Consider the following 13,103-nt stretch of genomic DNA (forward strand, 5'->3'; position numbering starts at 1 on the left):
GCGCAGCCCCGGCACAGCAGCACTCAACGCTGCGCTGGTAACGCCTCGTAAGCCTGGCGCACCGCCGCCTCGCCATAGCGACGTTCCAGCCGACGCACGATGAAATGGCCGCGCGCCAGCGCTTGGAAGTGCGCAATAAACAAAGCGTTGAGCAGCGCGCCGCTGGCCGCACCGACCAGCGGGACCGCCTGCGCCGCCAACTTCTCACTGACCGTGACCGAGAATTTGGCCGCGATGCGCGACAACACCGACACCAGCGCCGGCGCGCCTTTGCTGCCAAGTCCATGCGCCGCGACATACTGCGCGGCAGCGCCGAGTTGCTGCGCCATTGCCGCACGCACCGCGAAATAACCGGATTCGCTGCCCTCGTCCTGGCGAGGCCCGCCATGCGCCAGCACCTCCAAACAGGCAAGCGCAGTGGCTGGATCGTCCAGGCGCTCGCCTTCGGCGCGGGCGATATCGGCAATGGAACGCAGCATCAGTGTCGTCGTCAGCGGCAACTCCACCACGAGCCCAGGCAACCCGAAGAAGCCACCAACCGCGCCAGTCGTGGCAACCGCAGCTCCGTGCAGACGCGGTCGGGCTTTAGCTGGCGCCTGCGTGCGCAGGGTCGACAACGCCGAGCGCAACGCCACGCGCAACGCACGCTGGCTGATTGCCTCCACCCGCGAGGACAACACGCGCGGCAAGCGTTTGCGGAGCAGGTGCTCGACCGGCGCACCGACCGCATTGGCGATTTTCGCCGCCAAGCCGGGATGTTCGAGCAACGTCCGCGCCTGTGCCAGATCGCGGTGGTCGTCGGCATCCAGCGCGGGAACGGGAAAATGCGAGGTCATGACCGCAAGACTCCTGGCGAGGATGTACCACAGCATGCACTACGCCACCCAATGCCGCTGTGGACAAAGACGGTACGAACCCTTGGCCCGACAATGGCAACAAAACCTCGCCAGTCACTCTCGGGTGGGCACGGACAGCACGCAGGAACAGCCATGCAACATTGGTTACTGAGCTGCCCGCGTGCGCGACGGCGATGTCGTCGTTTTGTTGGCGACTCTAAATCCGTTCCAACGAGCGGTTGCGAGTGGCCGGGCCGAACACGCCAACCACCAACGCCGCAACCAGCATACTGGCGACGATGCAGGCCAGCACGGGGCCGACACGCTGACCGGTGTTGTCCATCAAAAAGCCGATCAACAGGCTGCTGAACGCCGTGGACAAACGGCTGAAGGAATAGCAAAAACCCACCGCACGGGCACGCAAGGCGGTAGGGAACAATTCGGCCTGATAGCCATGGTAGGCGAAACTCATCCACGCATTGCAGGCAGCAATCGCCGCACCGCACGCAATGATCGTGAGCGGCTGACTCTGCCAAGCGAACAGCGTGCCGAACAACACCGCCCCCAGTGCAGACACCACCACCTGTGCCTTGTTCTCCCAGCGCTGGGCGAAACGCAGCAACAGCAGCGGCGCCAGCGGATACGCCAACGCAATCGCGAAGGAATAACCCAGGCTTTGCACGCTATCGGCCCCATGCTTGGCCAGTAGCTTCGGCAGCCAGTTGCTGAAGCCGAAGAAGCCCACCGCCTGGAACACATGGAAGCCGATCAGCATCAACATGCGACGTCGGTACGGCACTTGCCACAGCCTCGCGAAGCGCGGCGGTGTCGCAGTCACCGTCGGCTCCGGCTCCGGAGCCGGCAGTGCACGCCCCAGGTCGGCGCTGCAGCGCGCTTCCAGGTCGACCAGCACGACCTCGGCCTCGGCCTGCCGGCCCTGCGTGGCCAACCAGCGCGGCGACTCCGGCAGCCGGCTACGCAACCACCACACCGCCACGGCGAAGCCGCCGCTGAGCAACACCACCCACCGCCAGCCGCTGATTCCCAGCGGCGCATGCGGCACCAGCAGCCAGGCGCTCAACGCCACCGCAGGTATCGCCAGGAACTGCAGGCAGAACGCGAAAGCAAAGGCCGCACTGCGCATCTGTCGCGGTACCAGTTCCGATAGGTAGGTATCGATGGTGACCAATTCGATGCCCAGGCCGATACCGACCACAGCGCGCCAGAGGATCACCCCCAGCGCGCTGTGCTGCAGTCCCATCGCCACGGTGGCGACGCAGTACCAGAGCAGCGCGAAGGTGAATACCGGGCGGCGCCCAAAGCGGTCGGTGAACGGGCTGAACACACTCGCACCGACAAACAAACCAAGAAACGTCGCCATCCCAAACGCGCCCTGGTCTGAAGTACCGAACACGCCAGCCGCCCCCTCGGCGAAGATGCCATCGTGCAGCAGGCCCGGGCTGATGTAGGCCGTCTGGAACAGATCGTAGAGTTCGAAGAATCCGCCTAGCGCCAGCAACCCGACCAGACGCCACAGTGTCCGGGTCGGCGGCAGGCGCTCCAGGCGGGCCACGACGTGCGCGACGGAATCGGCAACAGAAACGACAGGATCGCGCATTGGCATATACCGGTGGGGGAGGTGGGCGCCTGCAGCCAAGCATACGGCGCCGTCGCATGCTGCCCGAGACAGCGCGACCACCGCCACTACCAAATGCAAGAAATGCTGAACCAGGCAGATCGACGTTCAGCGCAACGTCGGGTTGCCAGGAGCACTGCGACCCCACGCGCAACGTTGATCCAGGAGCTAATGATGAGCACAGCCGATGCCTTGGACGAAGCCTGGCTGTCATCCCCTGCATCGCCACATTTCACTGCCACGATGCGCTCCTTGCATTGCCGTATGCTTGGCGGCAAGTGGGCCACGCGCCGACGAGGCGGCGTGGCAGAATCGGAATGCTGGACTTTTAAGGAGAACGACGATGCGCAACAGCAACGCAATCGGATACCACCGGCTGGCCTGGGTCTTTATCTGCATAACCGCAAGCGCCTGCGGCACCGCGACCGCACAGCAGTCCGCAGCACAAGCGCAGGCACTGCTGCAGCAAAACCAACACATGCAACAGACGCAGACCAAACAGGCATCCAACGGTCTGTCTGCGACCTATCTGGAATGCCGCAAACAAGCCACTGGCATCGACGAACGGCGCCGCTGCATCCAGCGCGAACAGCGCGTGCAGCAGGACCGCATGGATCGCGCTTACGACACACTGCGTTACCGCCTCAGCGGCAGCGACCGCTCCAAATTGATAGACGCCCAATACACCTGGCAACAATCCAACGCGCAAGGCGACGCGCTGGACAAGGCACTCGGTGGGCACAGCCAGGAAGCCGCCCTGCAGAGCGCAGAGGCCAACCTGCAACGGATCGGTGCCCGCGCCGATCAACTCGAAGGCTACGCACACTCCGGGCACTGAGGCTACAGCGCGTCGGCGTCAGCCAACGCGCCATCGCATGCACTCTTGGCTGTGGTATCGCGCGGCGTATGCGTGCATGCGAGCGCCTGAAGCAGCGAAAGTATTCGCACAGCTGCGGCTGGAGCACACATCTCACCGCGCTTGCGCATGCCAGCGCCGCCTAAGAGTGGCTAACAACACCTCGCCCGTCACTGTCGGGTGGGTGCGGACAGCCAAAGCGCACGATCACCGGCGCAGCGCACGAGGTGCGTCACTGCCCCGGATCGCAGCCCGCGCCCTGCTGTGCGCATAGTTGCGTGGCACGGCGCAGCTGCTCAGCGCTCAACTGCGGCGGCGGCCGCGCCGTGGCGGCCTGGATCTGATCCGGTGCACCGGTCAGCGTGTGCAATCCCTTGGCCGCCTTGGCTTCGAGGTAATAGACGCCCTTCACCAAGTAACCACCGCTCAAGCTAACTTGCTCGATCGAAGGTGGCGGCTTCCAATCCTTGTCGAACGCATTGGGTTTGAGGTCGACGGGGTTTTTGAATCGATACAGATCCAGCGACTGGCCCTCGTCAGGCGGCAACGCACGCACTTCGCCCAGGGTCTGGATGTCCGGCGGCGCGCTGCTGACCTGCACCGGGTCCGCAGCGGCGGGCACAGGCACGGCCTGCTGCTGCGCATGCGCCGACACGTATGCGGTCAAGAGCGTTGCAGCGATGACCAGACGGATCGGGCTACCCATCGCATGCGCTCCTTCCATCGTCGTCAATGAGAGGCGTCGAGCTTACGTTCGTCGGCACACGGCCACTAGCGCGTTACCCGCTGACGTTCATGTCGGCGACAGCGGGCGCACGCACAACCAGATGGCATACCAGTGCGCTAATGCGCCACCGAGTACATGCGCATGCCAGATCGCGCGGTTGTAAAGCATCGATTTGCGCACGTAGAACGCCACACCTACGGTGTAGATCGCGCCGCCGATGGCGATCAGCCACAACACGGTGCTGTCCAGCTCCGCCATGATCGGCTTGACCGCAACCAGCCCAGCCCAACCCAACAGCATGTAGATCGCCACCCAGAAACCCTTGGCAAGGCCGGGCAGAAACAGTTTGGCGAACACACCCAGCAACGCCACACCCCATACCGCCAAGGTCATCGACCAGACCCAGGCACCGGAGAGGGCCATGACGAAGAGCGGGGTGTAGGAACCAGCGATCATCACGAAGATGCCCGCGTGATCGAACTTACGCAGCAAGGGCTGACGCAACGGCGGGGCGAAGTTGTACGCCGCCGAACAGGCAAACATGGTCAGCAACCCCAACGCATACACGCAAGTGGCAAGCAGCAAGACGTCGTTGGCATGCGCGCGCCAGACCAGCAGCGCGCCGCCGACGCTGGCCAGCAACAGGCCGGCGGCATGCACGATCAAGTCGGCACGGCGCGCGGCGGCGGTACGATAGTGCGGGACGGAAGCGGAAGCCGAGACAGACAAGAAGATCTTCGGCGCGCCCGGAAGCAGCGCCGCAATGCTGGAGGGGCCTATAGGATACGCGCCCAACCCTGACACGCAGCACAGCCAGGCCGGACCGTCGCCTTATCCGCACAAGGACCGACCATGCCACACGACGTGGCGAGGAAGCGCTGCGGCACGGGCCGTATGCCGCCACATATCGCGGCGCTCGCCTGCAAAGAATCACTGCCCCTGAGTGCAGATGCGCTACGCCCGATCCAGCCGAGGCGACCGGTCGGCCGACAAAACCCGCAACACGCCGCCACGGTGCGAAGCATCCGGAGCGTCGGACGGTACTAACCCAAGCAACCTTGCAAACGTCGGTTAACGCGCGGCGAACGCCAAGTGTCCGATGCTGCTGCCGTTATGCTGTCCATTCTTTAGAATTGCTTCCATCCATCAGGAATTCCGATGAGTACATCCCTTTTCTCCCGTGCGTCCAGGCATGCCGGCCTGCTCGGCGTCTCTTGCATGGCACTGGCCCTGGCCGCATGCAACGCGCCGCCACCGGACGAACAGGAACAGGTGACCGCCAAGGCCCAGGCCGCCGCGCAACAGGCGGCGAGGCCGGACCCGGCCAGCGCGCCGGAGGCGCCGCCTGTGGGAAGCTGCGATGCCTCGCAGGCACAAGGCCTGGTGGGTCAGGCCGCCGAACAGACGCTGCTGGATCAGGCCCGCACCGACACCGGCGCCAAGAGCGTGCGCGTGCTCAAGCCGAATCAGCCGGTGACCATGGAGTTCAACGGCGAACGCCTGAATATCGAGGTCGATGCCAAGAACCAGATCACCGGCGTGCGCTGCGGTTAAGCCGCCTGTTCAGACACCGCCACGGCGACAGCAGGGTCATCGTCAATTCCGATGTTGCAGCTGCAACTTTATATTGCGGCACCGCACCAACTGTGGTTTAGTCGATATTCCGGTGACCTCAAGAAGCGCTCCATGACAGAGCGGGGGCGAGTGTCGCCGTGTTCCTTCGGATCGCTTTCAGAGGCAGACATGGCACCCCCCGACCGCCACGGACTCTACGACCCACAAGACGAGCGCGATGCCTGTGGCTTCGGCATGGTCGCGCAACTCGACGACCAACCCTCGCGGACCCTGGTGGACACCGCCATCGCTGCACTGTCGCGGATGACCCACCGCGGCGGTGTCGCCGCCGATGGCCTGACCGGCGACGGTTGCGGCCTGCTGATCCGCAAACCCGAGGGGTTCCTGCGCGCGTTGGCCAGCGAGGCGGGCATCGCCATCAGCGATCACTTCGCCACCGGCCTGGTGTTCCTGCCGCGCGCCGATGCCAACGCCGCCGCACACTGCCGTCAAGTACTGGAAGAAGAATTACGCCGCGTCGGCATACAACCACGCGGCTGGCGGATTCCGCCGACCGACGACACGGTGTGCGGACAGTTGGCGAAGGACACCTTGCCGCAGATCGAACAGATCTTCGTCGATGCCGGCGCCGAACAGAGTACGGACGCCTTCGCCGTGGCCCTGTTCCTGGCGCGCCGTCGTGCCGAGCAGCGCCTGCGCGAGGTCGCCGATTTCTACGTGACCACGCTCTCGCCCGACAGCATCAGCTACAAGGGCATGGTGCTGCCAGACAAGCTCAGCGCGTTTTATCTGGATTTGCAGCGTAGCGACCTGGCCTCCAGCGCCATCGTGTTCCACCAGCGCTTCTCCACCAATACGCTGCCACGCTGGCCGCTGGCGCATCCGTTCCGCTTGCTGGCGCACAACGGCGAAATCAACACCATCGAAGGCAACCGCCGTTGGGCACAGGCACGCAGCAAGGTGTGGAAGACCCCGCGCTTTGACATCGCCGAATTCGACCCGGTGATTTCGATGCACGGCTCCGATTCGCAGAGCCTGGACAACATGCTCGAACTGCTGGTCGCCGGCGGCATGGATCTGCTGCAGGCACTGCGCATCCTGATGCCACCGGCGAGCCAATCGCTGGAGTTCAAGGATGCCGATCTGGCCGCGTTCTACGAATTCCACGGGCTCAACGCCGAACCGTGGGATGGCCCTGCGGGCATCGTCGCCTGCGATGGCCGCTATGCAGCCTGCATGCTCGACCGCAACGGCCTGCGCCCGGCACGCTGGATGCTGACTTCCGACCGCCATTTTCTGGTCGCCTCCGAAGCCGGCGTGTGGGAACTGCCCGCCGAGCGCATCACCCGCAAAGGCAAGCTCGGCCCTGGCGAGATGATGGCCATCGACCTCAAGCGTGGCGACCTGCTCGACTCCGATGCGATCGACCGCATCAACCGCGGCCGCGCGCCTTACAAGCAGTGGCTACAGCAAGGCGTGACCTATCTGCAGACCGAGTTGATCGACCCCTCATTGGTCGAGGAACCGTTCGACGAGCGCACCCTGCGCAGCTATCACAAGCTGTTCCAACTCAGCACCGAGGAAGTGGAACAGGTCCTGCGACCGTTGGCCGAGACCGAGCAGGAAGCGACCGGCTCGATGGGCGACGACACCCCGATGGCAGTGCTCAGCCAGCACACCCGGCCGCTGTACGACTACTTCCGCCAGGCATTCGCGCAAGTCACCAACCCGCCTATCGATCCGCTGCGGGAAGACTGCGTGATGTCGCTGACCACCCAGCTCGGCAGAGAGACCAACATCTTTCATGCCGGCCCGGAGACGGTGAACCACGTCATCCTCAACTCGCCGGTGCTCAGCCAACGCAAGCTGCGCCAGCTCCTGAAGATGGAGCAGTACCAACAGCGCAACGCGCAGATCGACCTGTCCTACAGCGTCGAGGAAGGGCTGGAAGCCGGGCTCAAGCGCATCTGCGCCGAGGCCGAGCAGGCCGCGCGCGATGGCAAGATCTTGCTATTGCTGACCGACCGCTATCCGGTGCCGGAACGGCCGATGGCGCACGCACTGCTGGCCACCGGCGCGGTGCACCACCATCTTTCGCGCATCGGCCTGCGCTGCGACGTCAACCTGATCATCGAGACCGGCACGGCGCGCGACCCGCACCACATGGCCTGCTTGTTGGGCTTCGGTGCTACGGCGGTGTATCCGTACCTGGCCTATCAAACGCTGTTCGACCTGGGCCGGCGCGGGATCCTGCTGCTCAAGAGCGACGGCGAACAAACCCAGATCGGCCGCAAGTACCGCAGGGGCATCTACAAGGGTCTGTCCAAGATCATCTCCAAGATGGGCATCTGCACCATCGCCAGCTATCGCAGCGCGCAGTTGTTCGAGATCGTCGGACTGGATCCGGACGTGGTGGCGCTGTGCTTCCCGGAAACCACCTCGCGCATCGGCGGGGTCGATCTGGCGCGCCTGGACACCGAGGCGCGGCAACTGACCGCGCGTGCCTGGAACGACCTGCTCAAACCGGAAGTGGGCGGCCTGCTCAAGTACGTCCACGGCGGCGAGTACCACATGTACAACCCGGACGTGGTGCTGACCTTGCAGCGCGCCACGCGCACCGGCGCGCAGGCCGACTGGGCCGCGTATACCGCGGCGGTACATGGACGCCCCGCTTCGGCGTTGCGCGATCTGCTGCAACTCAAGCGCGCCGAAACCCCCACCCCGCTGGATCAAGTCGCCCCGGCCGAAGACCTGCTGCGACGTTTCGACACCGCCGCAATCAGCCTGGGCGCGCTGTCGCCGGAAGCACACGAAGCGCTGGCCATCGCAATGAACCGGCTCGGCGGGCGCAGCAATTCCGGCGAAGGCGGCGAGGATCCGGCGCGCTACGGCACCGAGAAACGCTCCAAGATCAAACAAGTGGCTTCCGGCCGCTTTGGCGTCACCCCCGAGTATCTGGTCAACGCCGAGGTGTTGCAGATCAAGATCGCGCAGGGTGCCAAACCCGGCGAAGGTGGCCAGTTGCCCGGGCACAAGGTCAACGAACTGATCGCGCGGCTGCGCTACGCGCGGCCCGGCATCGGCTTGATTTCGCCACCGCCGCATCACGATATCTACTCGATCGAAGACCTGGCGCAACTGATCTACGACCTCAAGCAGGTCAATCCAACCGCACTGGTGTCGGTGAAGCTGGTCAGCCATGCGGGCGTAGGCACCATCGCCGCCGGCGTGGTCAAGGCCGGCGCTGACCTGATCACCGTGTCCGGTCACGATGGTGGCACCGGTGCCAGCCCGGTCAGCTCGATCCGCTATGCCGGCGTGCCATGGGAACTGGGCGTGGCCGAGTCGCACCAGGCCCTGGTCGCCAACGACCTGCGCGCGCGCACCATCCTGCAGACCGACGGTGGGCTGAAGACCGGCCTGGACGTGGTCAAGGCAGCGATCCTGGGCGCGGACAGTTTTGGCTTCGGCACCGGGCCGATGATCGTGCTCGGCTGCAAATATTTGCGCATCTGCCACCTCAACAACTGCGCCACCGGCGTTGCGACCCAGGACGAACGCTTGCGCGCCAATCACTTCGTCGGCCTGCCCGAGCGCGTGGAGAATTTCTTCCGCCTGCTGGCCGAAGAAGTGCGGCAGTGGTTGTCCTACCTGGGCGTGCGCTCGCTCGACGACATCGTCGGTCGCACCGATTTGCTGGAACAACTGCAGGTGTCGCCACGCGAGGGCGTGCATGTGGATCTGTCGCGGCTGCTCAAGGACGTGCGCCATGACAGCAGCCATTGCGCCGCACAACGGCTGTACGAATCGCCGGACAGTCTGGCCACACAGATGGATGGCCTGCTCGCCGACGCCATCGCGCACAAGCGCGGCGGCGAGCATCGCTTCTTGATCCACAACACCGACCGCTCAATCGGCGCACGCCTGTCCGGCACCATCGCCCGCACCCACGGCAACCATGGCATGGACGATGCACCGCTGACCCTGCGCTTCCGCGGGTCGGCCGGGCAGAGCTTCGGCGCGTTCAACGCCGGTGGCTTGCATCTGGAGTTGGAAGGCGAGGCCAACGACTATGTCGGCAAGGGCATGGCCGGCGGCCGCCTGGTCGTGCGGCCACCACGCGGCGCACGCTTTGAGGCACGCAGCACCGCGATCATCGGCAATACCTGCCTGTACGGCGCGACCGGCGGAGAACTGTTCGCCGCTGGCCGCGCTGGCGAGCGCTTTGCGGTGCGCAACTCCGGCGCGCTGGCGGTGATCGAAGGCGCCGGCGACCATTGCTGCGAGTACATGACCGACGGCATCGTGCTGGTGCTGGGCAAGGTCGGGCTGAACTTCGGTGCCGGCTTCACTGGCGGCCTAGCCTATGTGCTCGATGTGGACCGCGATTTCGTCGATCGCTACAACCACGAACTGATCGACATCCATCGCATCTCCGCCGAAGGCTTCGAACGCCACCGCCAGCACCTGCACAAGCTGATCAGCCGTCACCGCGAACTGACCGGCAGTATCTGGGCGCAGCAGATCCTCGACGAATTCCGCGACTACGTCGGCAAGTTCTGGCTGGTCAAACCCAAGGCCGCCAGCATCGAATCGCTGACCGAATCGCTACGCCGGGCCGCCTGATCGTCCATCTCCACACCACGGTTGTCCTGCCACACGCCATGCTTCACGAGACCTTTCCATGAGCCGCAAGCACGCATTCCAGTTCCTCGACCTGCCCCGGCAGATGCCACAGCGCATCCCGGTGGAACTGCGCACCTCCGGCGACTGGAACGAGCTATACGGCAAGTTCGACAAAGCCGACGCGCAGTACCAGGCCGGGCGCTGCCTGGATTGCGGAAACCCATACTGCAGTTGGAAATGTCCGGTGCACAACGCCATCCCGCAATGGCTGCAACTGGTGCAGGAAAACCGCATCGAAGAAGCCGCGGCGCTGTGCCACAGCACCAATCCGCTGCCGGAAGTCTGCGGTCGGGTGTGTCCGCAGGATCGTCTGTGCGAAGGCAGTTGCACGCTGGAGGAATTCGGTGCGGTGACCATCGGTGCGGTGGAGAAATACATCGTCGACACCGCACTAAATAACGGCTGGCGCCCGGATCTGAGCCAGGTCCAGGCCACCGACAAACGCGTGGCCGTCATCGGCGCCGGCCCGGCCGGGTTGAGCTGCGCCGACCGGCTGGCCCGCGCCGGCATCCAGGCGGTGGTATACGACCGCTACGAGCAAATCGGCGGCCTGCTGCAATTCGGGATTCCCAGCTTCAAACTCGACAAGAGCGTGATCGGCAAGCGCCGCGAGGTGCTTGAGGGCATGGGCGTGCAGTTCCGCCTGGGCGTGGAGATCGGCCGCGACGTCAGTCTGCAACACCTGCTCGACGAGTACGACGCGGTGTTCCTCGGCACCGGCGCTTACCGCTACACCGACGGCGGCCTGCCCGGCCAGGATCTGCCCGGCGTGCTGCCAGCGCTGCCGTTTTTGGTGCAGAACAGCCGCATCGTCGGCGGCAACGATCCCTGGGGCCGACCGATCGCCGGCTGGGAAGACAAAATCGCCCTGCCCGACCTCAACGGCAAACGCGTCGTGGTGCTGGGCGGCGGCGATACCGGCATGGACTGCGTGCGTAGTGCGATCCGCCTGGGTGCGGCGAAGGTCACCTGCGCCTACCGCCGCGACGAAGCCAACATGCCTGGCTCGGCACGCGAAGTGGCCAACGCACGCGAAGAAGGCGTGCGTTTCCTGTTTAACCGCCAACCACTGGCGGTTGAAGCCAATAGCGCAGGCAACGTCGCTGGCGTGCGCGTGGTGCAGACCCGACTCGGCGAACCGGATGCGCATGGACGTCAGGCTGCCGAGCCAGTGGAAGGTAGCGAATCGGTGTTGGACGCGGATGTGGTCATCATCGCCTTCGGCTTCTCTCCCAGTGTTCCGGAATGGCTGGCCGCACAGGGCGTGGAGGGCACCGCCAACGGTCGAATCCTGGCCGGTGGTGGCGACCGTCTGCCTTATCAAACCAGCAACGCCAAACTGTTTGCCGGTGGCGATGCCGTGCGTGGTGCCGACTTGGTCGTCACCGCAGTAGCCGAAGGCCGCGATGCCGCCGCCAGCATCGTCCAGTGGATCGGCAGCGACCTCTCGGTCACCCGCGATGCCGCAGCCTGAGCACAACGCATAGCGACGTCCGAAAATGCCCGCGCTGTGGCGATCAGCGCGCAGGCACGTCGCCAGGTCAATGCGAACACGCCGCGCCCGACGTCTCACAGATCACCTCGCTCCAGGCATACGGATTGTCTTCGGCCACAATCCTAGTCAACAGCGCTCAGAAGGGCGATTAACCGACTCACCCGGTCGCATCGATGCTGAGCGGTCATCGGCATGACCCCAGCACCCTCGTGTCTGGACGGTGTACGTCGTCTCTGGCAACAACAAGGCGTCAGTGCACATCGCGATTGAGTCTGCACTGCCATCCGGAGCAGACTATCGTCTTTGTTTCTATACGGATCGATGCATGCGCCTGGGCCTAGCCGCCAACCGATTGCACCACGAGGGCGAGAACGCGGCCCTGTTCCGCTGGTTGCGTGCCTGCGAGACCGGCATCCGTGAACTGCAGCTCGGCCTGCATGCGGTGGGCCGTACCCACGACGCAATCGTGCGCGCCGGCCTACTGCCCCACTATGCAGGCCTCAAGCGTTATCCGTTCGGTCGCGAAGGCGGGTTGATGCAACTTGTCGCCGAGGTGGTCGGTCTGGAAAGCACACAACGCACGCTTGACGGAGCAATTTATCTCATCGACCCGGTCGATCCGTCATCGATCTTTCCAGAGGCGGTTGCACTCAAGCGCCAGTGCGTGATCCACGGTAAACCCTTCATCTCCACGCTCGCCAGCGCTCGCGACTGGATCGAGATGGAGCGCATACATGCCGGACTGACGGCAGACCCCGGTGCCGACGACCTGCACAGGTTCGAACAGCATACGCTGGCGCTGATTGCACACGACGCGATGAAACCGCAGATGCTCGCCTTCGCCAGCGAGTATTTCGATCTGCTGTCACGCTTCGGCAACCGCATCGCCACCGGTACCACAGGCCAGCAGCTCAACGAATTGGCCTGGAGCCGTGGTTGGCCACAGGGCCAGGACTGGGTGCAGCGCTACCAAAGCGGCCCCCTTGGAGGAGACGCGCAAATAGCCTCTAGCGTGTTGTCAGGAGTATGCCAGCGGGCGTTATTTTTTGAGGATGCGCATGTTGCGCGTCAGCACGAGGCAGACATCCAGTTACTGGAGCGTGCGGTGTCGACGGTGAGTGATGTTGCGGTGTGCATGAGCTCGCCGTTGGTTGCTCGACGCTGGGCGGCGGCGGCGTTGCAGCGCGGGGTTGTCGGTTGAGGGGGATGTTTGTTTTTTGGGGCAATAAAAAATCCCCGTCCTGTTGGGACGGGGATTTGGGGTAAAGCCCCTGGCGATGACCTACTCTCGC

The 13,103-nt window shown here is 64.5% G+C and carries 9 protein-coding genes; 5 read left to right on the plus strand and 4 right to left on the minus strand.

Features of this window, described 5'->3' with window-relative positions; all coding sequences use genetic code 11:
* Positions 1-23: 23 nt before the first annotated feature.
* Together XALGPE39_RS14425 and XALGPE39_RS14430 are read right to left on the minus strand one after the other, a co-directional pair.
* Positions 24-836, minus strand: coding sequence for an EcsC family protein (locus XALGPE39_RS14425; RefSeq protein ID WP_200893889.1), 813 nt, complete (start codon positions 834-836; stop codon positions 24-26).
* A gap of 217 nt (positions 837-1,053) precedes the next feature.
* The gene (locus XALGPE39_RS14430) at positions 1,054-2,454 is read right to left on the minus strand and encodes an MFS transporter (RefSeq protein WP_045728772.1); all 1,401 of its coding nucleotides are present in this window, start codon (positions 2,452-2,454) and stop codon (positions 1,054-1,056) included.
* 361 nt (positions 2,455-2,815) lie between these two features.
* Here XALGPE39_RS14430 and XALGPE39_RS16520 point away from each other — a divergent pair, with 361 nt between their 5' ends.
* Positions 2,816-3,310: a lysozyme inhibitor LprI family protein gene (locus XALGPE39_RS16520; RefSeq protein ID WP_235429829.1), complete on the plus strand. Its 495-nt coding sequence runs from the start codon at positions 2,816-2,818 to the stop codon at positions 3,308-3,310.
* A 250-nt stretch (positions 3,311-3,560) separates the two neighbouring features.
* Here XALGPE39_RS16520 and XALGPE39_RS14440 read toward each other — a convergent pair whose 3' ends face one another.
* Together XALGPE39_RS14440 and XALGPE39_RS14445 are read right to left on the minus strand one after the other, a co-directional pair.
* A complete protein-coding gene (locus XALGPE39_RS14440) occupies positions 3,561-4,034 on the minus strand; it encodes a hypothetical protein (protein ID WP_045729259.1) in 474 nt (157 codons plus the stop codon).
* A gap of 87 nt (positions 4,035-4,121) precedes the next feature.
* Positions 4,122-4,784 (minus strand): hemolysin III family protein, encoded by a 663-nt coding sequence (locus tag XALGPE39_RS14445; protein ID WP_045728773.1) that lies wholly within the window; start codon positions 4,782-4,784, stop codon positions 4,122-4,124.
* Between the two features lie 429 nt (positions 4,785-5,213).
* Between XALGPE39_RS14445 and XALGPE39_RS14450 the strand changes: the two genes are divergently transcribed.
* The 4 genes from XALGPE39_RS14450 to XALGPE39_RS14465 all read left to right on the plus strand — a co-directional run bounded on the left by XALGPE39_RS14450 (position 5,214) and on the right by XALGPE39_RS14465 (position 13,012).
* Entirely contained in the window at positions 5,214-5,609 is a 396-nt protein-coding gene (locus XALGPE39_RS14450) for an I78 family peptidase inhibitor (RefSeq protein WP_045728774.1), read from the plus strand.
* Positions 5,610-5,798: 189 nt separating this feature from the next.
* A complete protein-coding gene (gene gltB, locus XALGPE39_RS14455) occupies positions 5,799-10,256 on the plus strand; it encodes a glutamate synthase large subunit (RefSeq protein WP_045728775.1) in 4,458 nt (1,485 codons plus the stop codon).
* A 58-nt stretch (positions 10,257-10,314) separates the two neighbouring features.
* A complete protein-coding gene (locus tag XALGPE39_RS14460) occupies positions 10,315-11,790 on the plus strand; it encodes an FAD-dependent oxidoreductase (protein WP_045728776.1) in 1,476 nt (491 codons plus the stop codon).
* 346 nt (positions 11,791-12,136) lie between these two features.
* Positions 12,137-13,012 (plus strand): hypothetical protein, encoded by an 876-nt coding sequence (locus XALGPE39_RS14465; RefSeq protein ID WP_045728777.1) that lies wholly within the window; start codon positions 12,137-12,139, stop codon positions 13,010-13,012.
* Positions 13,013-13,103: the final 91 nt, after the last annotated feature.

Source organism: Xanthomonas sp. GPE 39, from assembly GCF_000963005.1.
Lineage (GTDB): Bacteria > Pseudomonadota > Gammaproteobacteria > Xanthomonadales > Xanthomonadaceae > Xanthomonas_A.